The organism is Streptomyces sp. SBT349, from assembly GCF_001083795.1.
In the GTDB taxonomy this organism is placed as follows: domain Bacteria; phylum Actinomycetota; class Actinomycetes; order Streptomycetales; family Streptomycetaceae; genus Streptomyces.
In genome coordinates, this window is record NZ_LAVK01000031.1 from 11,441 (window position 1) to 34,815 (window position 23,375).

Sequence of the window (23,375 nt, forward strand, 5' to 3'; positions counted from 1 at the left end):
CGGCCGGTGACCCCCCGCGGCGGGGGGGCACCGGCTTCGGCGTGCTGCCGCGCCCTACAGCCGGAAGGCGGCCTGATCCCGCGGCTCCGGGCGGTAGGCGCACATCGCGCCGGTGGTCACGGTGGACCGCAGGTGGGCGGCGAGTTCGGGGTGGCGTTCGTCGAGGCGGCGGAGCGCGTCCCGGATGCGGGCCGTGACCGTCTTCCTGGCGCGCTCCGCCTCGTCGCCCAGGCGGCGGCTCCGCCCGCCCAGCCCCGCGGCGGCCCGCAGTTCCGCGAGGAGCGCGGCCCGTTCGCGGTCGAGCTCCGCCGCCCGCCCCGCGTCGCCCGCCTCCGCCACCCGGTCGATCTCGGCGTCCAGGGCGTCGAGATGGCGGCGGTAACGGGCCTTGGCCTCGTCGTCGAGCACCGGGTCGCCGCCGAACCGCTCGACCGCCCCCGCCTCGGGGGACAGCAGCCGCACCGCGGGGATCTCGGTCCCGGGGTGCGCCAGCAGCTCGTGCAGGTCGCGCAGGCCCTTGGCGTCGGGCATGTGGACCGTCCGGCCCGCGTGGGTCAGGGTCCACACGGCGCCGTCGAAGCGGAAGATGCTCGCGCCCCTCCCCTGCCCGTTCCCGTTCTCGCTCCCGGTCGCCGCGGCGGGGCCCGCGTCCTCCTGCCCCGGGCCGCCGCCGGCGAGGCGGGTGCGGGCCGCGGCCAGCCGGGCGGGGATGTGGCGCATGCCGAGCTCGGCCGCCTCCCGCTCCACCGCGGCCAGCAGCGCCGACGCCGCCTCCGCGTCCCCCGGCCCGCCGCGGCCGGCCAGCGCGCCCACCAGACGCGAGCGCGCCTCGACCGACCAGGGGCGGGCCCGCAGCCGGTCCGCCGACGCCGCCGCCGCCTCGAAGCCGTCCACCGCCGCGTCCCACCGGCCCTCGCTCGCGTCGAGCACCGCGATCCACAGCACCATGGGCCCGCCGATGTCGAAGCCGAACATCGACACCGCCCACTGGTCGCGGAACGGCGCCAGCGCCGCCCGCGCGTGCCCGCGCCGCGCCGGGTCCCCGGACAGGGCCGCGGCCTGCGCCTGGAACCGCAGCCACATCGCCTCGACGAACCGCGGATAGCGCTGCTGCCGCGCCACCTCGTAGTGCCGTTCCACGGCCTTCACGTCCCCGCGCTGCGCCGCCGCGATCCCGTGCAGCAGCTCCATCCGGGGGATCTCCTCGCCGTACGCCCCTTCGAGGCGCAGCCCCTCCAGCTCCTCGAACCGCCCCTGTAGCAGGAGCCGCTGCCATGACAGGGAGGCGGCGAACTGCTCGTGGTGCTCGTGCGGGTCGCCCTGGCTGCCGATCTCCAGCGCCCGCTCCCAGTGCGTCTCGGCGTCCTCGAACCGCCCCTGGAAGACGGCGATGATGCAGCGGTCGACGGCGGCCGAGAGACGGAAGCGCGGCAGGCCGACCCGCTCGACCGTCGCCAGGAACGCGTTGAGCTGCGTCACGTACTCCGGGTCGCCCTGCTCCACCATCGCCACCCAGCGCAGCGAGGAGGCGAAGTGCTCCAGGTCGTGGTCGCGCGAGCGGCGGGCGAGGGTGATCATCTCCTCGGTCAGCGCCTGGCGTTCGGCCGCGGTGCCGGGGCCCCAGATCGCGTCGTGCCGGGCCCAGAGGCTGAACGCCAGCGCGTCGTCGTCCTGCCCGCGGCGGGCGAGCACGGCGGTGCGGACGGTCAGCTCCCGCGCGAGCCGGTCGAGCGTGGCGGCCTCGTCGGCCTCGTCCGTCCCGCCGGCGGCGTTCGCGCCGTGCCCGCCGTGCCCGCCGTTCCCGCCCTTCCCGCGCGCCCCGATGAGCCGCCGGTGGGCCTCGCGGATGGTCTCGCCGCGCAGCGCGCCGAGCCCCTGGGCGCCAACGGGCCCGTGGCCGCGGTACATCGACAGCGCGACGCGGGCCAGCAGCCCGGGGTCGTCGAGCTCGCGCGCCGCGACGGCCGCCTCCCGCAGAATCCGCACCGCCTCCTCGTCGGCCCCGGTGTGGAGCAGGTCGGCGGCGAGGTCGAGCCCCACCAGCAGGCGGCGGCGGGCGCCGAGGGCGGCGGCCAGCTCGTAGGCGAGGCGGTGATGGCCGACGGCCTCCTCGAACGCCATCCGGCCGACGGCGTCACCGGCCGCGGCCCGCAGCAGCTCGACGGCGCGCGACGGTGCGAGGTCGGCGCCCGCGAGCCGGGCGTGCCGGGCCAGGTCCGCCGGGGGCACGTGGTCGGCCAGGCCCGCCGGTTCGAGCGCCCGCACCACGGCGGCGTGCCTGCGCCGCCGCTCCACGTCGCTCAGCTCCCCGTACAGCGTCTCGCGCACCAGGTCGTGGGCGAACGCGAACCGGCCGGTGCCGCGCTGCGTGACCAGCCGGGCCGTCACCGCGTGGTCGAGCAGCCGGTCGGTCTCGGGCGTGGGCGTGGCGGCGACCGCGCCGAGCACCTGCCGGTGGAACCCGCGGCCCAGCACCGCCGCGTCGGTCAGCAGCCGCGTCACGCGCTCGGGGAGCAGGCCGAGGCGCCGGCGCACCGCGTCGCCCACGCCGGGCGGGATGCCGGTGACCGCGCCGCCGCTGTGCCAGAGCCTGGCGGTCTGCTCGACGAAGAACGGGTTCCCCCCGGTGCGCCGGTGCACCTCGGTCAGCAGCGCGGGCTCGGCCGCGTTCCCGCTGGTGCGCTCGATCAGCGCGCCGACCTCGTGCTCGGCGAGGCCGGTGAGGGTGAGCGTGGTGGCCTTGGCCACCAGCGGCATCATCAGCGAGTGCAGCGGGTGGCCGGTGGGCTCGACCTCCGCGTCGCGGTAGGTGCCGACGAGCAGCAGGCGTTCGAACCAGGTGTGCTGGGTGGCGAACCTGAGCAGGCGCAGCGACGCCGTGTCGGCCCAGTGCAGGTCGTCGAAGATCACCACCAGGGGCCGCCGGTGCGAGGCGGTGACCAGGGCCGTGGTCACCGCGTCGTACAGCTCGAAGGACTCGGAGGCGGGCGCGGGCTGGGCCGTCGCCGCGTGCCCGGCCTCGTTCAGCAGCGCGCCGAGCGTTCCGTCCCCGGCCGCGCGCAGCGCCTCCCACTCCTCGCGGCCGACGGAGCGGCGCAGGGCGCGCAGCACCTGCACCCACGGCCAGTACCCCGGCGCGTTCTCCGAGTCCCAGCAGGAGCCGCCGAGCACGAGCGCGCCCAGGGCCCTGGCCTCCTCGGCGGCGCCGGTGACGAGGGCGGTCTTGCCGATGCCCGCCTCACCGGCGACGAGCACGAGACCGCCGTGGCTCGCCGTGGCACGCTCCAGCTCGGCGCGGAGCACACCGGCCGCATGCTCCCGCCCGATGAGGTCACCGAACACCAGTGCGTCCTAACCTTCCCTGGGGGTGGCTGTTGTATGAGGATGACACAATGGAGCAAACCACCCCGCGGGCGATCGCGGACGCGTACGTCGAAGCCCTCGCCGACCTGGACCCCCTGATCGGGACGCAGTTGGGCATTCGCCCCGGCGCCGATGCCCTGCCCGACCTCTCGCCCGAGGGGCACGAGGCGGTCGCGGAGGCCCGCCGCGCGACCCTCGCCCGGCTCGACGCGGCCGAGGCGGCGGGGACGGGGGCGGCGGGGGCGCCGGGCGGTGACCTCCCGGCCGTGGAGCGGCGCGCGGCGCGGCTGCTGCGCGAGCGGCTGACGGCCAGGCTGGCGCTCGACGCGGCGGGGGAGCACCTCAGGGACGTCTCGATCTTCTTCTCCCCGGTCCAGCTGCTCCGTTCTTCGCTGCTGCTGATGCCGAACGCCACGGACGAGGACTGGGCGGTGATCGCCCGGCGGCTGCGGAACGTGCCGGGGTCGATGCGCGGCTATCTGGCCTCGCTCGACGAGGGCGTGGCGCGGGGGCTGACCGCCGCGCCACGCCAGGCCGAGGCGGTGGCCGGACAGATCGACGCGCTGATCACCGCCGACTGGTACCGCTCGTTCGCCGCCGGTGGCCCCGAGCCGCTGCGCGCCGAACTGGACGAGGCCGCCGGGCTCGCCACCGGCGCGCTCGACGGGGTGCGCGCCCATCTGCGCGGCACCTACGCCCCCGCGGCGGCCGGGACCCCGGACGGGGTGGGCCGGGACCGTTACCGCCTGGCCGCCCGGCACTGGACCGGCGCGGACCTGGACCTGGAGGACGCCTACGCCTACGGCTGGGACGAGTTCCACCGGCTGGAGGGCGAGATCGCCCGCGCCGCCGCCGAGATCCTGCCCGGCGAGCCGCCGCTCGCCGCCATGGAGCACCTGGACCGGGCGGGCGAGGCGGTCGAGGGCGTGGAGGCGATACGCGTCTGGCTCCAGGAGCTGATGGACGAGGCCACGCGCGCCCTGGACGGCACCCACTTCGACCTGGCGCCGCCGGTCAGGCGGGTGGAGTCGATGATCGCCCCGCCGGGCAGCGCCGCCGCCCCCTACTACACGCGCCCGTCCCTGGACTTCTCCCGCCCGGGGCGCACCTGGCTCCCGACGCAGGGCGCGACCCGTTTCCCGGTCTGGGCCCTGGTGTCCACCTGGTACCACGAGGGCCTGCCGGGCCACCATCTCCAGCTGGCGCAGTGGCTGGTGGCACAGGACCGCATCTCGCGCTTCCAGTCGACGATCGGCTCGGTCAGCGCCAACTCCGAGGGGTGGGCGCTCTACGCGGAACGCCTCATGGACGAGCTCGGCCACCTGACCGACCCCGGCCGCAGGCTCGGCTACCTCACCGGCCAGATGACGCGGGCGATCCGCGTGATCATCGACATCGGCATGCACCTGGGGCTGCGCGTCCCGGCCGGGGAGGGCTTCCACCCCGGTGAGGCGTGGACGCCCGAGCTGGCGGCGGAGTTCTTCCGCCTGCACACCGGCAGGGAGCGCGACTACGTCCACTCCGAGCTGGTCCGCTACCTCGGCATGCCGGCGCAGGCGATCAGCTACAAGCTGGGCGAACGCGCCTGGCTCGCGGGCCGGGAGGCGGCCCGCGCGGCGGCGGGCGGCGCCTTCGACCTCAAGGCGTGGCACATGGCGGCCCTGTCCCTCGGCTCGCTCGGCCTGGACGACCTGGCGGACGAACTCGCCGCGCTGTAGCCGGGGAAATCCGGTGGCCGGGGCGCCGCGCGCCGCGCAGACTGTGCCGGTGCTGATCCGACGCGAGACTGCCGCCGACATCGACGCCATCCGGGCCGTGACGGCCGCGGCGTTCGCGAAACCGGGGAACGCCGGGGCTCCTGTGGAGGCGCCGCTGGTGGACGCGCTCCGGGCGAGCGACGCGTGGATCCCCGCGCTGTCCCTGGTCGCCACGGACGACGGAACGGTGATCGGCCATGTGGTCTGCACGCGCGGCCACGTCTCCTCGGCCCCGGCCGTCGGCCTCGGCCCCCTGAGCGTCCACCCCGGCCACCAGCGCGCGGGCGTCGGCTCCGCCCTCGTGCACGCGGTGCTGGGGGCGGCCGACGCCCTGGGCGAACCCCTGGTCGCCCTCCTCGGCGACCTCGCCTACTACGCCCGCTTCGGCTTCGCCCCGAGCGCGGAGTTCGGCATCGCGCCCTCCGCCCCGGAGTGGACCCCTTACTTCCAGATCCGCCCCCTGGCCACCTACGACCCGTCGGCCAACGGCACCTTCCACTACGCCGCCCCGTTCAACGACTGAGGCCCTGACACGAGACGCGGAACCACTGAGGCTGTCGGCGGTCCTCCATGAATCAGCCCTACGGCACATCGTTGGGGACGCGTGCGTGATGCGTGAGCAGTACGAGGAGATCGCCAGGCTGGCGAGCCTCGACAATGTGACCGTTCAGGTGCTCCCGCAGGGGATGAGGGGGTATCTGTATGAACACGACTTCAGCATCCTGATCCTGGGCGGAAAGCTGCCGACGACGGTCCAGGCGGACACGGCGTATGGCACGGCATCGATCACCGACAGACCCCGTGAAGTCGGTCGGTTCTCACGGCAGTTCGAGGCGCTGTCGAGATCCGCCCTGCCTCCCGAGGACACTCCGAAGTTCCTGCATCAACTATCGCGAGAGATCACAGCATGACCATTCATACCCGCACCTCTCACCTGCACGGCGTTGCCAACTGGTTCACGTCCTCCTACAGCGGCAACGGCGTCAACTGCGTGGAGGTCGCCGATCTGACCGGGACCGCCTACGGCGGCGTGGCCGTGCGTGACTCCAAGGAGCGTTCCGGGCCTGCCCTGTTGGTGAGCCCCGGTTCGTTCGCCGCGTTCGTGGCGGATGTACGTGAGGGTCGTTACGACGCCTGATTCATGCCAACGGTGAGGCCGCCACCCCACCGGGAGGCGGCCTCGCACACACGTCCCCGTCAGCGCCACGGCTCTTCGGGAGTGCCGGTTCGCCGGTTGTGGTGGTCCAACAGCCTGGACAGCAGCTCGGTCAACCGCTGTCGCTCCCCGGGTGACAGCGGAGCCAGCAGTTCGTCCTGGGAATCGGCCAGCGGCTTCTCCAGTCGCCGCAGCTGCCGCTTGCCCGCGGTGGTGAGCGAGATGATGTTGCGCCGCCGATCGGAGGGGTCCGGGGCGCGCTCGACCAGTTTGCGCTCGGCGAGCTCGTTGATCGCCGCCACCATGTCGCTGACGTGGATGCCGCTACGGCGGCTCAGGCCAGCTTGGCTGGCCGGGCCGAACTCCTCCAGCGTCGCCAGCAGGCGGTAGTGGTAGCCGCGGGCGTGGACGGCCGCGAACCCGTCGGCCACCAGGCGGTGGGCGTGGCCGGCGGTCTGGGTGAGCAGCCAGCTGGGCAGGCTCTTCCACCTGGCGGGCACCTCCTGGGGCGGGTTCTCCATGGCGCAAGTCTAGCGAATCGTTGGGTGCACCTACGATCGTGGTACCGTTCGGGAGTCAAACGTTGGACGCGCCAACGTTTGGTCGCCGAATGAATTCCCCGGAGCAGAGACCATGATCAAGCCGTTCCGCATCGACATCCCCCAAGCCGACCTCGACGACCTGACCGACCGGCTCTCCCGCACCCGTTGGCCCAACGAGGTCGCCGACGCCGGGTGGGACTACGGCTTCCCGCTGGCGCGGCTCAGGGAACTGGCCGAATACTGGGCCACCGGCTACGACTGGCGCGAGCACGAGGCCGAGCTCAACGAGCTTCCGCACTTCACCACCGAGATCGACGGCCAGAACATCCACTTCGTCCATGTCCGGTCCTCGAAACCGGACGCGCTCGCGCTGATCCTCACGCACGGCTGGCCCGGTTCGTTCCTGGAGTTCCTCGACGTGATCGAGCCGCTGTCGCGCGACTTCCACCTGGTGATCCCGTCCATCCCGGGCTACGGCTTCTCCGGGCCGACCCACGAGCGCGGCTGGGACATCGTCCGGATCGCGCGGGCCTGGGCCGAGCTGATGCGCCGTCTCGGGTACGAGCGCTACGGCGCGCAGGGTGGCGACTTCGGCTCGGGCATCTCAACGGCGCTCGGCGCGGTGGCACCGGAGCAGGTCGTCGGGGTGCACGTCAACTACCTGCCGACCCGGCCGGACCCGGACGCCGGCATCGAACTGTCCGAAACCGATGAAGCCCGGCTGGACAAGGTCAGGCAGCTGATGGCGAATCGCCCGCCGTTCCAGGCTCTACAGGCCCTGACCCCGCAGACCATCGGCTACGCGCTGACCGACTCGCCGGTCGGCCAGCTGGCCTGGGTCGCCGAGCGCTTCGCACAGTGGACGGACCCTCGCTCGCCGATCGGTGACGAGCGGATGCTCACCAATATCTCGCTGTACTGGCTGACCGCCACCGCGGCTTCCTCGGCGCGGCTGCACCACGATGCTCCGCGGCGGATCGAGCCGTGCCCGGTACCGGTCGGCGTGGCCGTGTTCGCGCACGACATCACGCAGTCGGTGCGGCCGCTGGCCGAGCGGCTGTACGACATCAGGCACTGGTCGGAGTTCGACCGCGGCGGCCACTTCGCCGCGATGGAGGTTCCGGAGCTGCTCGCCGAGGACATCCGGGACTTCTTCCTCACCCACATCACGTAGGACCGCCGGGGCGCCACCCTCCGGGAGGCACTGCCGGCCGCGCCGTGCGTGACTCCACGGATGGTTCCGGGCCTGCCCTGTTGGTGAGCCCCGGCTCGTTCGCCGCGTTCGTGGCGGACGTGTGCGGGGGCGTCTACGAGGACTGATCCACCCCGAAGGCGGAGCAGCCACCCCACCGGGAGGTAATCGGGTGGCGCCGCCGCCACGCGCGTCGTTAGCGTCGCGCCGTGATGCACCAGAATCCGCTCGCCTATCTGGTGGGCCTGGAGGGGACCGCCCTGCTGCGTTCGTTCGCCGGGGAGCACGATCGCGCGTTCGTCGAGGCGCGGATCGGTGAGATCCGGAAGCTGCTCGACGACGAGACGCTGGCGGGCGCGGACGCGGCCGTGGATGTCGATCGCGTGAGCACGGTCGATGGATACCGGATCTGGTCGGAGACGTATGACGGCCCCAACTCGGCGTTCGACATCGACGAGCCCGTGGTCGGGGACATCCTCGACGGGATACCGGAGGGCGTGGCCCTGGACGCCGCGTGCGGCACCGGGCGGATGACGGCCCTGCTGGCAGGGCGTGGTCACCGGACCGTCGGCGTCGACAGCTCGGCGGACATGCTGGCGCGGGCGCGTGAGCGGGTGCCGGGTGGCGAGTTCCGCCTCGGCGACCTGCACCGGCTGCCCGTGGCCGACGACGCCGTGGACCTGGTGGTCTGTTCCCTCGCCCTGACGCATGTGCCTGAACTGGGGCCGGTGATCGCGGAGTTCGCCAGGGTGCTGTGCCCGGGCGGGCACCTCGTGATCTCGGACATCCACCCGGAGTGGGTGGCGCGGGGTTCGATTCCCGCGGTGCGCCTGCCGGACGGGAGGCCGGCGCGGCTGGACACCTACCGTCACGCGGTCGGGGACTATCTGCGGGCCGCGCTCGCGGTGGGGCTCCAGGTCCGACGCTGCGAGGAGCCCGGGGGGCGATCCGCGGAGCCGGCGGACCCGCCGCGGCAGCCCACGACCGACATGGGTCCGTGGGAGGACTGGCCATGGTCCCTGATGGACCTCGTCCCCGAGGCCACCGCGGCGGCCAACGCCGGAGTCCCGGTGGAGATCATCTGGCACTTCCAGGGGTGACGAGGTCGGATCACAGCGTAGTCGCGTTGGCGCGCGCCCCGGCGCGCGGATCTGCGTGACGAGGTGCCCGGCGGACTGACGGCGGCCCCTCCAGGTTCACCGCCGGGGTCGAGGCTGGTACCCAGGGGCGGCCGTCAGGGCGCCTTCGGCTTCGCGCCCCGGACCTCCAGGTGGGACAGGAGGTGGCCGGTCGCCGCCGTCACCGCCTCCACCGCCTCGTCGAAGGCGGCCTGGTTGTGGGCGGCGGGCCGGCGGAAGCCCGAGACCTTGCGGACGTACTGGAGCGCCGCCGCCCGGATCTCCTCCTCGGAGACCTCGGGCGTGACCGGCGCGCGGAGTGTCTTGATGCTGCGGCACATGCCTCCAGTGTGCACCGCGCCAAAGTCCACACATGGCCCGTCATCCTCCACAGGCCCCGACCTAGCATCGGAGCAGCCGCGCGGCACCTCCCACCCCCCACCACTCCCGGACGGAGAATCCCATGCGCAGGACGAGCGCACGATTCGCGCTGGCCACCGTCGTTGTTCTCGGCGGCGTCGGCGGCGTCACCACGGCCAACGCGGCCGACTCCGAGCCCGCCCAGGCCGAGACGCTCGCCGTCGGCACCCCCACCGGCTTCGGCGCCGACACGACCGGCGGCGCCGGGGGCGACGTGGTCACCGTCTCCGACGCCGACGCGTTCATCGAGGCCGCCGACAGCGACGGCCCGCTCCAGATCCAGGTCCAGGGCACCATCGAGCTGGACGACATGGCCCGGGTGTCCTCCGACAAGACGATCATCGGCGTCGGCAGCTCGGGCCGCATCGACGGCAGCGGCCTCAACATCGCCGACGCCGACAACGTGATCATCCAGAACCTCACGTTCAGCAACTCGAACGACGACGGCATCAACGTCCAGTACTCGACGAACGTCTGGATCGACCACAACGACTTCACCAACCCGAACGACGGCGCCCTGGACATCAAGCGCGCCTCGACCGACGTCACGGTGTCGTGGAACCACACCTACGACTCCGACAAGAACATGCTGCTCGGCCACGACGACGGCAACGCGAGCGAGGACGTCGGGCGCCTGAACGTCACCTACCACCACAACTGGTTCGACGGCGTCAACCAGCGCAACCCCCGCGTCCGCTTCGGCGACCCGGTCCACGTCTACAACAACTACTACGACAACGTCGGCAGCTACGGCGTCGCCTCCACCGAGGACGCGGGCGTGCTGGTCGAGGCCAACTTCTTCGAGAACACCGAGGACCCGTTCCACCTCGGCGAGGCCGACTCGGGCCCCGGCAGCATCGTCGCCCGTGACAACCACTTCGTGAACTCGGGCTCGGGCGAGGCGGGCGGCTCCGTCGCCTCCATCCCCTACGGCTACTCGCCGGACAACGCGTCCAGCGTCAAGTCCATCGTGACCGGGGGCGCCGGCGTCGGGAACATCTGACCCTCCGCACCCCTCCCTGGCGTCCCGGCTCTTGCCGGGGCGCCAGGGCGCGGCTATCGTCCACGCCACCCGAGCCGCGCGTGTGTTGAGGAGGGTCCCGTGGGGGCACCGACGGTCGCCCTCGTCACGGCCAACATCCACCTCGGCGTGGGCGCCACCCTCTGGTCCGGCGTCCTGGACGCCGCCGAGCGCAACGACGTCGACCTCGTCTGCCTCCCGGGCGACGCGTTACGCCCCGGCGACGGCGCCCCGCGCAACGCGCTGTACGACCTCCTCTCCCCCGACCGCGTCGACGGCGCCATCTGCTGGGCCTCCACGCTCGGCCTCCCGGCGCGGGGAATCGAGGGCGGCCACGCCGCCCGCCTGGTCGGCCGCCTCGCGCGCCTGGGCCACGTCGTCAGCCTCAACCGCGCGATCGACGGCCACGAGACGCTCCTCCTGGACACCCACGCGGGCATGCGCGAGGCCGTCGGCCACCTCGTGCGGCACCACGGCCGCCGCCGCCTCGCGTGCCTGCGCGGCCCGTTGAGCAACCCGGTCTCGCTGGAGCGGTTCCGCGCCTACGCCGACGCGCTGGCCCGCCACCGCCTCCCGCGCGACCGCGCGCTGGTCTCGGCCTCCGTGGACTACGCGGCGGGCGCGGGCGCCGCCGCCATGGGCGTGCTGCTCGACGTGCGCGGCCTGCGCCCGGGGCGGGACTTCGACGCCGTGGTGGCGTGCAGCGACGTGCTGGCCGCCGACGCCCTCCGCTTCCTCGCCGGGCGCGGCATCCGCGTCCCGGACGACCTGGCGCTCATCAGCTTCAACGACTCGACGGAGGCCAGGATCAGCGACCCGCCCCTGACCTCGGTGGCGCTGCCCTTCGCCGAACTGGGCGCGCTCGCCGTGGACACCCTCGTCGCCCGGCTGCGCGGCACCAGGCCGCCCGACCGCCGCGTCGTGGCCGGGACGCTGGTCACCCGCCGCTCCTGCGGCTGCCCCTCGCCGCTGGTCACCCAGGGAGAGGAAACGGCGCTGCCGGAGCGGGAGCCGCCCGAAGGCCCGGCGCTGGACGCCGAGTTGAGGCGGGCGTTCGACGAGCCGGGCGTCGCGTTCCTCACCGTCCTCGAACGCCACCTCGGCGAACGCGTCCACACCGTCGAGGACGCCACCGCCCTGGACCGGGCCCTGCTGCGGCTGCGCGAGGCGGGCGGGGCCGGGCAGCGGCGCGAACGGCTCGTGGGCCAGGCCCGGTTGATGGTCGGCGACAAGTCCCACCGGCTGCTGGAGTACGAGCGCTGGACCAGCGAACAGCAGTCCCGCCGCCTGCGGGAGCTGGCCACCGCCCTGACCACCGTCACCGACACCGCCGCGCTCGCGCGGGCGCTCGACCGCCACCTGCCGGGGCTCGGCATCCGGGAACACCGGCTCGCGCTGGGCCCCGGCGCCGATCCGCTTCCCCCCGGGGGACCGGGCGCCGCCCCCCGCACCACCGTGCTCGAACCCCTCCACATCGGCGCGGAGCAGCTCGGGTTCGCCGCGTTCGAGGCCGCCGACCGCCGTGCCGCCGCCCGGCACGGCGCGCTCTACCGGGCGCTGGGCGACCAGATCAGCGCCGCCCTCAAGGGGGTGCGCCTGTTCACCGAGGTGCGCCACGCGCGCGACGCCGCTCAGCGCGCCAGCCGGTTGAAGACCAGGCTGCTGGACAACGCGACCGACGAACTCCGCACCCCCGTCGAGGCGATCCTGCGCCACACCCGCCCCGGCGAGCCCGCGCACGCGGACGCGAGCGGGCTGCTGCGGCTCATCGACGACCTGCTCGACCTCTCCCGCTCGGAGATCGACGCCCTCGACCTCTCCCGCCGCCTGATCGACCCGCGCCCGCTGCTCGCCGACACCTTCCGCGCCACCGTGGGCGGCGCGCCGGGCGACGGCCGCCTCGACCTGCCGCGCCGCCTGCCCGCCGTCCTCGCCGACGAGGCGCGGCTGCGGCAGATCGTCGTCAACCTGCTCACCGCCGCGGCGGGCCGGGGCCCGGCCGGACCCGGTGTCGCGCTCGTCGCCCGGGTCACGCCCGGCCATCTCACCGTCCGCATCACCCACCCCGAACTCGCCCTGGACGCCCACGGGGACGGGGACGAGGAGCTGTTCCAGCCGTTCGCCACCGGCGAGCCGGGCGCCCGCCTCGGCCTGGCCATCGCCCGCCGCCTCGCCGTCCTGCACGGCGGCACGGTCGCCCCGCACCGCGCGGACGCGGGCGCCCCCGGCTTCCACCTCACGCTGCCGCTGCCCACCCCCGCCGACCCGGCCGGGCCCGGGGAGCCGCGCGAGCCGGGCGACACCCTGCTGGTCGCCGCGCCCGGCCGGGCGCTGCCGCCGGAGATCGCCGCCCTGGCCCGCGCGCACGGCCTGCGCCCGCACCGCCTCCTCCCCGACGACGACCTGGTCGCGCTCACCGCCGGTGCCGGGCCCGCCGCCGTCGCCTGGGACGCCGTCACCGCCACCGCCCAGGAGTGGTCGGCCGTCCGCCGCCTGCACGGTCACCAGGCGCTGCGCCACACCCCGTTCCTCCTCTACGGGCACCCCGGGCAGATCACCGGCGAGGGGCTCGACCGCGCGCTGGACGCCCTGCGCCCCTCCGGCCTGGCCGCCCCCGCTGTGATCGCCGACGGCACCGCCGCCGCCCGCGACCGGCTCGGCCGCCTGCTGCCCGGCCGCCCGGTCCGCGCCGCGGCCGACGGCACCGCCGCGCTGGCCCTCGTCGCCGAGGAACGCCCCGGGCTGCTCGTCGTGGCCCGGGTGCTGCCCGACATGGACGGCTTCGACCTGGTCGAACGGCTGCCGGGCACGCCTGCGCTGATGCTGAGCGACCAGGGGTTCACCGCCGCCGACGCCCGCCGCGCGGAGCCGCACCCGGGGCTGGTGCTGCTCGGCCGCGACATCCTCACCGAACCCGAGACGGCGCGCCTGCTCGCCTCGTTGACCGAACGGAGCGCGCGCGCCGCCGACCCGGCGCCCGTCCGCCACGCCCTCGCCTACATCGAGCAGCACTACCGGAACCGGCTCAGCCGCTGGCAGATCGCGCAGGCCGCGGGCGTCAGCGAGGACCACCTCGGCCGCCTCTTCCACCGTGAACTCGGCCTGACCCTCTGGGAGTACCTGACCCGGGTGCGGATCAAGCGCGCCAAGGAGCGCCTCCAGCGCGGCGACGAGAGCGTCCAGACGGTCGCCCGCGCCGTCGGCTTCCACGACCGCGCCTACTTCAGCCGCGTCTTCCGCCGGGTCACCGGCATGGCGCCGCACGCCTACCGCGACGTCGGCTAGTGCTTCTCGGGACCGGTCCCAGCGGAGCGACGTAGTGTCCGGTCCGTCCGTACCGGGGGGTTGGCAGGAGGAGGCGGCTGTGGCGGAGATCAGTCCGGGGATGACGCCGGACCAGGTCGAGTCGGCGCTCGGAGCCCCGCTGGACCGGCTGGACTTCGGGGGCTTCCGGGGCGACGCGGGCGTCGCCCCGCGGGACGCGGCGTGGGACACCTGGCTGTACACGGACTTCCCCCGGGAGGGGACGGACACGGTGGTCGTCTTCGAGGACGGGCGCGTGGACCACGTGATATCCCAGCGCCGCCCGCGCCCCGGGGATTGAACAAGATGTTTTCAATAAGATGTTGACGTCGGATCGTGCGGCCGGGCACGCTGGCCGCATGGAGACCTCCGACAGCGACGCGTTCACCGCCCCCCAGCCCGAGCAGGCGCGCGCCCACCGGGCCGCCGCCGCCCTCTTTCGCGTCGCCGAGCGGCACGCGGTCACCCAGGAGCAGCGCGCCCGGGGCACCCACCCGTATGTGCTCGCGCCGCACGAGGCGATCCGGCTGGTCTCGTTCCTGCTGAGCGGCGCGGCGGAGCTCACCGAGGGCGAGGCCGAGGTGGACCGCGCCGACATCACCGCCGCGCTCACCCTCGTGCCGCGCGCCAGGGGCGAGATGGACGAGCTGGAGGCCGGGCTGCTGACCATGGCCAGGGGGCGCGGCCTGACGTGGCAGGAGATCGCCTTCGGCCTGGGGCTCGGCACCCCCCAGGCGGCCAGGCAGCGGTACACCCGCGTGACCAGCCGCGTTCCGGAGGAGCAGGAGCAGGAGCAGGAGTGACCCCGGGGCGCCGAGCCGTTCAGACGCCCAGGTCCTCCGGGGTCAGCGAGCCGGGGGCCCGCCCCTCGCGGGCCGCGGCCTTCGCGTGGCGGGCGAGGGCCTCGTTCACCGGGGTCGCCACGCCGAACTCGCGGCCGAGCAGCACGATCTCCCCGTTGAGGTAGTCCGTCTCGATCGATCCCGTGCCGCGCCGCAGGCTCTGCCACGACGAGCCGCGCGCGTCCGGGGCGCCCGGGATGGACCGTATCCCCATCCGGCCCTCCCGCACCGCGGCCTGCTCGGCCTCCCCGGCGAACGGGATGCCCGCCGCCGTCAGCGCCGCGATCCCCTCGGCGCGGGCCCGCGCCAGCAGCCCGGCCACCGGCTCGGCGCCGACCGGGCCGAACAGCGCCTCCACCGCGTTGCCCAGGTTGGCCAGGAGCTTGGCGTACTTCCAGCGCATCACGTCCGGGACCACGGGGGCGAGGAAGCGCGCGCTCTCCAGGTCCGCCGCGATCCGGTGGATCACGTCGTCGGGCCCGGCCTCCTCCTCGGGGTAACGGCCCAGGTGCAGCATCCCCGTCAGGGGCGCGCAGGGGGCGGTGACGGCGCCCGGTTCGAGGAACTGCGCCGGCAGCCACACGCACACCCCGTACACCCGCGCGAAGCGCCGCAGCGCCAGGCGTTCGTTGGCCACCCCGTTCTGCACGGTCAGCAGCGGCAGTTCGGCGACGTCGGGATGGGTGCCGCCGGCGGAGGACCACGCGTCGAGCGCCGCCACGGTGTCCTGCGTCTTCACCGCCAGGATCAGCACATCGCCGGGGCGCGGCGCCGCCTCCTCGGGCCCCTCCGCGACCGGGACGCGCAGCGTCCGCGTCCCCTCGGGGGTGGTGAACCTCAGCCCGTGCTCCCGGAGCGCGGCGCCGTGCGCGCCCCGCGCCACCAGGACCACGTCATGGCCGCCCTCGTGCAGTCGTCCGCCGATGGCGCCGCCGACCGCGCCCGCTCCGATGATGATGTAGCGCATGGGGCCATTGTCACCCGTGTGCCTCACCCCGGGTCCGAGGTCGGGACTCACCAGTAGACGACGACCCGGTCGCCCTCGGCCACGTCGTCGAACAGGCCCGCGATGGCGCCCTCGTCACGGACGTTGACACAGCCGTGGGAGGCCCCGTTGTACCCGTTGGCGGCGAAGTCCTCCGAGTAGTGCACGGCTTGGCCGCCGTCGAAGAACATCGCGTACGGCATGGGCGAGTCGTACAGCGTCGAGTGGTGGTTGCGCGACTTCCAGTAGACCTCGAACTCGCCCTCGCGCGTGGGCGTCTCCTCGGCGCCGAACCGCACATCCACGGTCAGCTGCACGTCGCCGTCGATCACCCAGGACAGGGTCGAGCTGGTCTTCGAGATGCACAGCACCCGGCCGGTCAGGCAGCGCTCGTCGAGCTCCTGGGCGGGCTCCACCTCGGGAACCTCCAGCGGCGGGAACATCTCGTCCTCGCCTGGCTGCTCCGTCTCCCCGGTCAGCGTGTCCCACGTCGGCTCGAAGACCGTGCCCGTCGCCTCGATGCCCCGCGACTCCTGGTACGCCGTCACCGCGGCGGTGGTCACGTCGCCGTAGTAGCCGGTCGGGTTGTCCGCGAAGAGGTCGAGCTGCTTCAGCCTGGCCTGGAGCTCGCGCACCTGGTCGGAGTTGTCGCCGTAGCCCATGACCTGCTGCGGCGGGAAGAGCTCCTCCTCGGTCGGGTCCGAGGTCTCGCCGGTCAGCGCGTCCCACGTGGACCGGAACACCGTGCCGGAGACGTCCATCCCGGCCGCCCGCTGGTACTCGGAGACCGCGCCCAGCGTCACATCGCCGTAGTACCCGGTCGGCTGCGCCGCGAAGTGGCCCAGCTGGAGGAGCCGCGCCTGCAACTCCCGCACCTGGTCGGTCTCGTCGCCGAAGTCCATCAGGACCTCGTCGGCGGGCTCGTCCTCCTCGCCCTCCCCGTCGTCGGGACCCGGCGACTCCTCCTGCGCCGACTCGGAGGGCCCTGGCTCCGAGGGCTCGGAGCCCTGGGCCGAGCAGCCGGTCAGCAGCAGGGCGACGGCGGCGGTACTCGCCGCTGCCGAGACGAGGTGGTGACGTAGAAGCGCGGAGCGCATCAGAATTCCCCCTGGGTGGTGCCAGATCTCGTGAGAGCCACTGAGGCTCCCATTGATTAAAGATGCGCTGAGGCGGCGGAATGTTGCGGCTACACCCATAACGATGGAAACACGATTCCGCTACCCAACTGTCAGCGTCGCCCCCGACGTCACCCTTCCCCGCCGGGCAGCAACGCCCTCACCGCCGCCACGGAATCGGCCTGGTCCGGCGTCTTGTCCTCCCGGTAGCGCACGACGCGCGCGAAGCGCAGCGTCACGCCTCCGGGGTAGCGCGTGGACGTCTGCACGCCGTCGAAGGCCACCTCCACCACCAGTTCGGGCCGGACCCGGACGGTGAAGCCGTCGTCCTCGACCGCCAGCCGCCCCAGCCGCTCCGTCTGCCACGCGAGCAGCGCGTCCGTCAGCCCCTTGAACGTCTTGCCCAGCATGGTGAACGAGCCGTCCTCCGCGCGCGCCCCCAGGTGCAGGTTCGACAGCCTTCCCGTCCGCCGCCCGTGCCCCCACTCGGCGGCCAGCACCACCAGGTCGAGGGTGTGCACCGGCTTCACCTTCAGCCAGGACGACCCGCGCCGCCCCGCGCTGTACGGCGTCCCCAGCGCCTTCACCATCAGCCCCTCCTGCCCCCTGGCGAGCGTCTCCTCGCCGAACTCCCGTGCGGCGCGGCGCGTCGCCGGGTCGCCGGGCTCGGTGGCGAGCAGCCGCCGCACCTGCCGGGGCCCGGGGGCGAGGCGGGCCAGCTCGGCGTGGCGCTCCTCGATGGGAAGGCCGAGCAGCTCGCGCCCGCCGACCGCCAGCAGGTCGAAGAAGACGGGGGAGAGCGGCAGCGTGCCGCGCAGCGAGCCGACGCGGCCCGCGGTCTCCTGGAACGGGCGGGGCCGCCCCGCCTCGTCCAGCGCGATGACCTCGCCGTCGAGGACCGCGCTGTCGGTGGCCAGTTCGAGGGCGGCGGCCCGCACCTCGGGGAGCCGGTCGGTGATCTCGTCGAGCGTCCTGGTCCAGATCCGCACGTCCTCGCCGTCCCGGTGCACCTGCACCCGGATCCCGTCGAGCTTCTCCTCGATCACGCTGGGGCCCAGCCGGTCCAGCGCCGCGTCCAGGTCCTTCGCGCTCTGCGCCAGCATCGGCAGCACCGGCCGCCCCACCCGCAGGCCGAACTCCGCCAGGGCGTCCTCCCCTCCGGCCAGGAGCGCACGGGCCACCGCGCCCAGCGAGCCGCCCAGCATCACCGCGCGCCGCACGTCCTCGGGGGCCGCGCCGCTCGCCGCCGCGAGCCCCTCGACGGAGAAGGCGTCGAGCGCGCCCTGCCGCAGCTCCCCGCCGATGAGCCGCACGAGGAAGTCCTGCTCCTCCTCGGTGGCCTCGGCCAGCAACGCGCCCATCAGCCGCGACCGTTCGGCCCCGGCGCCCTTGCCCGCCACCGCGGCCACCCGCGTCAGCGCCGCGTCCACCGCGCCCACCGTGAGCCGGGGGGCGGTGACGGGCGGGGGCCGGTCGGCCAGGGTGCGCCAGCCGACGCCGAGCCTGCGCTGGGGCAGCCGCCCGGCCAGATAGGTGATGACGACGGGGGCCTCGTCGGGCGCGGTGCCCGAGAACAGCCGGGCCAGCGCGGCGACCTTCCCGGTCCGCGAGGCGGTGGCCGCGACCTCGCGGGAGGTCTCGACGATCTCAGCCAGCAGCATGCCTCCATCGTGGCGCGATCGCTACAGACACGCAGCGTGGCGGGCCCGTACGATATCCGCGTCCGATGGACTCGCGGTCCTGTGGGGGTGGGAGATGCCGCGCCGAAGATTCGTGCGCACCGGGGTGGCCGCGGTCACCGTCTGGCTGGTGGTGAGCGGCTGTTCCGGCGGCTCCGGCTCCCCCGGCGCCGAGCCGTCCGGGGGCGCCGAAACGGCCCCGGCCGAGGGCGGCGAGGCCCCGCCCGACGCGGCACCCGCGCCGGACGCCTACGCCTTCGAGCCCGACCCGGACCGGCTCCCGGCCACCGCGGCCGAGGGGCTCGAACTCGTCCGGGGGATCGCGGCCGACCCGCAGACGCTGGGTCCCGACTTCGTCGGGGCGAGCCCCTACGAGGGCGCCCCCGAGACCTGGGCCGTGCTCGACGCCGACTGCGTGTGGCAGCGCGAGGCGCTGCCCGACTCGGTGCACGCGAGCCTCTCCCGCTACATGGAGCTGCCCGCCGCCGGCGGCGAGGCGCCCGTGCGGGTGACCGTGGCGGTGACGGCGCACGGGTCGACCGAGAGCGCCGACGAGGAGGTGACCACCACCCTGGAGGAGGCCCTGCGCTGTCCCGACCAGCAGCTCCGCCAGGGCGAGCACATCACCGGCCTGACCTCCTTCGCCAACCCGTCCGGGGTGCGCGGCCAGAGCGTCGCCGACGACCAGGTCTACGAGTCGGGGCTGCATCAGAGCGACGCGTACGGGGGCCCGTTCCCCTACATCTGGGCGGTCCACCGCATCGGCCCGGTCACCCTGGCCGTCTCGGCCAGCGGCACCGGGAGCTTCGACCAGGCGGCGGTGGCCACGCTGGTCACCGACGCGCTGGTGGCCATGGGGACCAGGACGGAGGACGCGCTCGCGTGACCGCACGCCTGGCGCGGCCCCTGGGCCCCTCCGACCCCTCCCACCTCGCCGGGCACCGGCTGCTCGGCCTGCTGGGCTCCGGCGGCATGGGCACCGTCTACCTGGCCCGTTCCCCGGAGAACGCCCTGGTGGCGCTCAAGGTGGTGCGGGCCGGGTACGCGGACGACCCGCACTTCAGGGCCCGGTTCCGCCGCGAGGTCGGCGGCGCCCGGCGGGTGACGAGCTGGTGGGTGCTGCCGGTCGTCGCCGCCGACACCGAGGCGGCCGTGCCCTGGCTGGCCACCTCCTACGTGCCCGGCCCCTCGCTGGCCGAGTCGGTCGACGCCCACGGGCCGCTGCCCGAGCGCGCCGTGCGGGTCCTCGGCGCGCTGCTGGCCGAGGCGCTGGCCTCCGTCCACGCGACGGGCCTGGTCCACCGGGACGTCAAGCCGGGGAACGTGCTGCTGGCCCTGGACGGCCCGCGCCTGATCGACTTCGGCATCGCCCGCGCCCTGGACGACACGACGATCACCTCCACCGGCATGGTCGTCGGCACCCCCGGCTACCTCTCGCCCGAGCAGGTCGGCTCCGGCGCCGACCGGCCGGTCGGGCCGCCCAGCGACGTCTTCTCGCTCGGCTGCGTCCTGGTGCACGCGGCGGCCGGGCACGGCCCGTTCGGCGACGATCTGTACGCCACGGCGCACGAGGAGCCCGACCTCGGCGGCGTGCCCGACGGCCTGCGCCCGCTGCTCGCCGCCTGCCTGGCCAAGGACCCGGCCCAACGCCCCGACACGGCGGCGGTGCGCCGCGGGCTGTCGGGCGAGCCGGCGGGCGACTGGCTGCCCGAGCCGGTGGTGCGGGTGATCGAGGAACGTTCCGGGGCGGCCCTCGCGCTGCCCCCGGTCGACGCGACCGAGGCGGGCGCGGGCCCGGGCGCCGCGGTCAACGGACCCCCGTCTTCCGGGAGTTCCCCGTCGCCGTGCTGCCGCCCGCCTACCGTGCCGCGCCCGAGGGCGAACCGGGCCGCTGGCACGAGGAGTTCCTCGCGCACGCCGCGGAGCGGGAGGGAACGGCCGCCGCCGAGCTGGTGCGGGCGCTGCGCGACCCGGCCCACCGCGTCGCCGCCACGGGGCTCGACCGCGCCCTGTGGATGATCGAACACCGCGCCGACTGCGCCGACTTCGAGGCCCTCGGCCTGCTGCACCTGTGGCACCGCCTCGACCCCGCCCGCTGGGAGGAGGGGCTGAGGGAACGCGTCACCGCCGCGCTGCTCGCCTTCAGGTACTGGATCGACCAGCCCGGCCTGGACGCCATGTGCTACTTCACGGAGAACCACCAACTGGTGTGGCACACCGCCGAGCTGCTGTGGGGCACGGCGCTCGGCGACGCGACGTTCACCAACACCGGCTGGTCCGGCGCCCGCCACGCCGCCCACGGCCGCGAGCTGGCCCTCGCATGGATGCGGCGCAAACTGGCGGGCGGATTCAGCGAGTTCGACTCCAACGCCTACCTCGCCATCGACTTGCTCGCCCTGGTCACCCTGGTCGAGTTCGCCGGGGACCCCGAGGTCGAGGCGCTCGCCGCGGGCGTCGCCGACCGGGTGCTGTTCAGCCTGGCCGTCCACTCCTGGCGCGGCGTGCACGGCTGCGCCCACGGCCGGTCCTACGTCACCACGCTGCGCTCCTCCCGCCTGGAGGAGACGGCCCCGATCATGTGGCTGTGCTTCGGCGTCGGCGCGCTCAACGACGCGGTGCTCCCCGCCACCGCGATCGCCACCGCCCGCCGCTACCGCGTGCCCGAGGTCGTCCGCCGGGCGGCCGTGGACCTGCCGGAGCGCTGGTGGGGCAGGCAGAGCCAGCGCGGCACCCTGCGCCCCGCGCACGACCTGCTGGCCCGCGCCTACGCCTCGGATGTGACGGTGTTCAGGACGCCGGACGCGATGCTCGCCTGCGCCCACGACCACCGGCCCGGCCTGCCGGGTCTCCAGGAGCACATCTGGGGCGCCACCCTGGGACCCGAGACGCAGGTGTTCGTCACCCACGCCCCCAACGCCTCCGCCTCGCCCTCGGCCCGCCCCAACGCCTGGGCGGGCAACCGGATCCTGCCGCGCGCCCGGCAGCACGCCTCCACCGTGCTGGCCCTGTACCGCGTCCCCGCCGACGACGAGATGGCCGGCACCCACGCCTGGTTCCCCATCGCCTGCCTCGACGCGTGGACCCGCGAGGGAGTGTGGACCGCGGGCCGCCTCGGCGACGGCTATGTGGCCCTGGCCACCGAGGGGGGCGCGGACCCGGTGACCGCGGGGCCCGACGCCTGGCAGGAGCTGCGCCCCCGCGGCCCCGGCACCGCCTGGGTGTGCGTCGTCGGCCGCCGCGCCGACCACGGGGACCTGGACACGTTCACCGCGTCCCTCGCCGCACCGCGCTTCGGCCGCGACCGGGTCACGTTCCGCACGCCGGGCCCCGACGCCGCCGATCTCGACCTCACCTGGGACGGCCCGTTCACCGTGAGCGGCCGACCCGCCTGACCCGCCTGACCCGTCTGACCCCTCTGAGCCTTCTGAGCCGCCGCCGGGGCACGCGCCGCCGGGGCAGCGGAGGCCGGCTCCGCGCGACGCCGACCCCGGGGTCCGGCGGCCAGGGGTTCTCGCCGGGCCACCGCGCCGTTATCGTCCTGCTGCCCGCCCGGACCGCACCGCGTGGGCGCCCGCCGGGAGGACGCCATGGACGCTCACACACCGGTCGCCATCGTGGGAATGGACTGCCGCTTCCCCGGAGCCGACTCCCCCCGTGCCCTGTGGGACCTCCTCCTGGCCGGGCGCCATGTCGCGTCCCCGCTGCCGGAGGACCGCGGCTGGGACCTGGCGCGGCTCCACCACGCCGACCCCGACGTCGAGGGCACCACCTACGTGCGCCGCGCCGGGTTCCTCGACGACGTCGCGGGATTCGACGCCGGGCTCTTCGGCATCGGCCCGCGCGAGGCGTCCGCGATGGACCCCCAGCAGCGGCTCCTGCTGGAGAGCGCGTGGACGTCCCTGGAACGCGCCCGCATCGCACCCGGCTCCCTGCGCGGCAGCCGCACCGGCGTGTACGTGGGCCTGTGCGAGAGCTTCTACGACACCCTGTTGCGCCAGGACGGACGGGACGCCTCGGGCCTCGAAAGCTATCTGCTGACCGGCACCGCCCTGAGCGTCGCCTCGGGCCGCATCTCCTACGTCCTGGGGCTCAACGGGCCCGCCCTCACCGTGGACACCGCCTGCTCCTCGGGCCTGGTGGCGCTCCACCTGGCCGTGCGGGCACTGCGCTCGGGCGAGTGCGAGACGGCCATCGCGGCCGGCGCGTCGGTGCTGGCCGCGCCCAGGATGCTGGTGCGCTTCTCGCGGCTGCGGGCGGTCGCCGCGGACGGCGTGTCCCGGGCCTTCGCCGCCGACGCGGGAGGCTTCGTCCCCGCCGAGGGCGTCGCCGCGCTGACGCTGACGACCCTGGAACGCGCCCGGGCGACCGGACGCCCGGTGCTCGCCGTGATCCGCGGCAGCGCGGTCAACGAGGACGGCGCCAGCGAACGGCTCACCGCCCCCAGCGGCCCCGCCCAGCGGGCCGTCGTCGCCGCCGCGCTGCGGGACGCTCGCCTGAGACCGGACCAGGTCGGCGCCGTGGAGGCGCACGGCACCGGGACCCGCACCGGGGACCCCGTCGAGGCGTCCACGCTCCACCTCGGCTACGCCCGCCACCACACCGCCGAGGACCCGCTGTGGATCGGCTCGGTCAAGTCCAACATCGGTCACACCCTCGCCGCCTCCGGGCTCGCGGGCCTGATCAAGATGGTGCTGGCCCTGCACCACGAGACGCTGCCCCCGACCCTGCACGCCGAGCGCCCGACCCCGGCCGTCGACTGGTCCGAGGGAACGATGCGGCTGGTGCGGCGGGCCCGCCCCTGGCCGCGCGGGGAGGAACCGCGCCGCGCCGGGATCCTCTCCTACGGCATCAGCGGCACCAACGCCCACGTGCTGATCGAGGA

General features: G+C 74.6%; 20 protein-coding genes. 14 read left to right on the plus strand and 6 right to left on the minus strand.

The window, feature by feature from the left end; translation table 11 throughout:
- Nucleotides 1-54: 54 nt before the first annotated feature.
- Entirely contained in the window at nucleotides 55-3,342 is a 3,288-nt protein-coding gene (locus ADY01_RS06320; RefSeq protein WP_049566983.1) for an ATP-binding protein, read from the minus strand.
- 50 nt (nucleotides 3,343-3,392) lie between these two features.
- Between ADY01_RS06320 and ADY01_RS06325 the strand changes: the two genes are divergently transcribed.
- Genes ADY01_RS06325 through ADY01_RS06340 form a run of 4 tightly spaced genes read left to right on the plus strand, consistent with a single transcriptional unit; the run spans nucleotide 3,393 to nucleotide 6,258 of the window.
- A complete protein-coding gene (locus ADY01_RS06325) occupies nucleotides 3,393-5,081 on the plus strand; it encodes a DUF885 domain-containing protein (protein ID WP_049566987.1) in 1,689 nt (562 codons plus the stop codon).
- A 49-nt stretch (nucleotides 5,082-5,130) separates the two neighbouring features.
- On the plus strand, nucleotides 5,131-5,643 hold the full coding sequence (locus ADY01_RS06330) for a GNAT family N-acetyltransferase (protein WP_049567023.1): 513 nt from the start codon (nucleotides 5,131-5,133) through the stop codon (nucleotides 5,641-5,643).
- 4 nt (nucleotides 5,644-5,647) lie between these two features.
- On the plus strand, nucleotides 5,648-6,031 hold the full coding sequence (locus tag ADY01_RS06335; protein ID WP_267888418.1) for a DUF5753 domain-containing protein: 384 nt from the start codon (nucleotides 5,648-5,650) through the stop codon (nucleotides 6,029-6,031).
- Entirely contained in the window at nucleotides 6,028-6,258 is a 231-nt protein-coding gene (locus tag ADY01_RS06340; protein WP_049566990.1) for a DUF397 domain-containing protein, read from the plus strand. The genes ADY01_RS06335 and ADY01_RS06340 overlap by 4 nt, the downstream gene beginning before the upstream one ends.
- A gap of 59 nt (nucleotides 6,259-6,317) precedes the next feature.
- Here the strand turns inward: ADY01_RS06340 and ADY01_RS06345 are convergent, their stop codons facing one another.
- On the minus strand, nucleotides 6,318-6,797 hold the full coding sequence (locus tag ADY01_RS06345) for a MarR family winged helix-turn-helix transcriptional regulator (protein ID WP_049566992.1): 480 nt from the start codon (nucleotides 6,795-6,797) through the stop codon (nucleotides 6,318-6,320).
- A 112-nt stretch (nucleotides 6,798-6,909) separates the two neighbouring features.
- Between ADY01_RS06345 and ADY01_RS06350 the strand changes: the two genes are divergently transcribed.
- The 3 genes from ADY01_RS06350 (at nucleotide 6,910) to ADY01_RS06355 (ending at nucleotide 9,110) form a co-directional block, all read left to right on the plus strand.
- On the plus strand, nucleotides 6,910-7,992 hold the full coding sequence (locus tag ADY01_RS06350) for an epoxide hydrolase family protein (RefSeq protein WP_049566995.1): 1,083 nt from the start codon (nucleotides 6,910-6,912) through the stop codon (nucleotides 7,990-7,992).
- A gap of 44 nt (nucleotides 7,993-8,036) precedes the next feature.
- Nucleotides 8,037-8,138: a DUF397 domain-containing protein gene (locus ADY01_RS40355; protein ID WP_234320102.1), complete on the plus strand. Its 102-nt coding sequence runs from the start codon at nucleotides 8,037-8,039 to the stop codon at nucleotides 8,136-8,138.
- An 84-nt stretch (nucleotides 8,139-8,222) separates the two neighbouring features.
- On the plus strand, nucleotides 8,223-9,110 hold the full coding sequence (locus tag ADY01_RS06355) for a class I SAM-dependent methyltransferase (protein WP_234320104.1): 888 nt from the start codon (nucleotides 8,223-8,225) through the stop codon (nucleotides 9,108-9,110).
- A gap of 134 nt (nucleotides 9,111-9,244) precedes the next feature.
- Here the strand turns inward: ADY01_RS06355 and ADY01_RS06360 are convergent, their stop codons facing one another.
- Nucleotides 9,245-9,469, minus strand: a complete 225-nt coding sequence (locus ADY01_RS06360) for a DUF2277 domain-containing protein (RefSeq protein WP_049567000.1) — start codon at nucleotides 9,467-9,469, stop codon at nucleotides 9,245-9,247.
- Between the two features lie 122 nt (nucleotides 9,470-9,591).
- Here ADY01_RS06360 and ADY01_RS06365 point away from each other — a divergent pair, with 122 nt between their 5' ends.
- From ADY01_RS06365 to ADY01_RS06380, 4 genes are all read left to right on the plus strand, one after another.
- Entirely contained in the window at nucleotides 9,592-10,551 is a 960-nt protein-coding gene (locus ADY01_RS06365) for a pectate lyase family protein (protein ID WP_049567003.1), read from the plus strand.
- Nucleotides 10,552-10,650: 99 nt separating this feature from the next.
- A complete protein-coding gene (locus ADY01_RS06370; protein ID WP_049567005.1) occupies nucleotides 10,651-13,854 on the plus strand; it encodes a substrate-binding domain-containing protein in 3,204 nt (1,067 codons plus the stop codon).
- A 79-nt stretch (nucleotides 13,855-13,933) separates the two neighbouring features.
- Entirely contained in the window at nucleotides 13,934-14,173 is a 240-nt protein-coding gene (locus tag ADY01_RS06375) for a hypothetical protein (RefSeq protein ID WP_049567007.1), read from the plus strand.
- 58 nt (nucleotides 14,174-14,231) lie between these two features.
- Entirely contained in the window at nucleotides 14,232-14,675 is a 444-nt protein-coding gene (locus ADY01_RS06380; protein WP_049567010.1) for a hypothetical protein, read from the plus strand.
- Nucleotides 14,676-14,694: 19 nt separating this feature from the next.
- Here the strand turns inward: ADY01_RS06380 and ADY01_RS06385 are convergent, their stop codons facing one another.
- From ADY01_RS06385 to ADY01_RS06395, 3 genes are all read right to left on the minus strand, one after another.
- Entirely contained in the window at nucleotides 14,695-15,681 is a 987-nt protein-coding gene (locus ADY01_RS06385) for a ketopantoate reductase family protein (protein ID WP_049567013.1), read from the minus strand.
- 47 nt (nucleotides 15,682-15,728) lie between these two features.
- Nucleotides 15,729-16,796 carry a L,D-transpeptidase family protein gene (locus tag ADY01_RS36710; protein WP_159001006.1) on the minus strand — a complete coding sequence of 356 codons (1,068 nt, stop codon included), beginning with the start codon at nucleotides 16,794-16,796 and terminating at the stop codon, nucleotides 15,729-15,731.
- A gap of 149 nt (nucleotides 16,797-16,945) precedes the next feature.
- Nucleotides 16,946-18,475, minus strand: coding sequence for an ATP-dependent DNA ligase (locus tag ADY01_RS06395; protein ID WP_049567016.1), 1,530 nt, complete (start codon nucleotides 18,473-18,475; stop codon nucleotides 16,946-16,948).
- Nucleotides 18,476-18,569: 94 nt separating this feature from the next.
- On the opposite strand from ADY01_RS06395, the gene ADY01_RS06400 reads away from it, so the two are divergent.
- The 3 genes from ADY01_RS06400 to ADY01_RS06415 form a co-directional block, all read left to right on the plus strand.
- Nucleotides 18,570-19,379 (plus strand): hypothetical protein, encoded by an 810-nt coding sequence (locus ADY01_RS06400; RefSeq protein WP_159001008.1) that lies wholly within the window; start codon nucleotides 18,570-18,572, stop codon nucleotides 19,377-19,379.
- A complete protein-coding gene (locus tag ADY01_RS36715; RefSeq protein WP_078900054.1) occupies nucleotides 19,376-20,512 on the plus strand; it encodes a serine/threonine-protein kinase in 1,137 nt (378 codons plus the stop codon). Before ADY01_RS06400 ends, ADY01_RS36715 begins: the two co-directional genes overlap by 4 nt.
- A gap of 1,568 nt (nucleotides 20,513-22,080) precedes the next feature.
- The coding region (locus ADY01_RS06415) for a beta-ketoacyl synthase N-terminal-like domain-containing protein (protein WP_199826177.1) at nucleotides 22,081-23,375 on the plus strand (1,295 nt) is incomplete at its 3' end.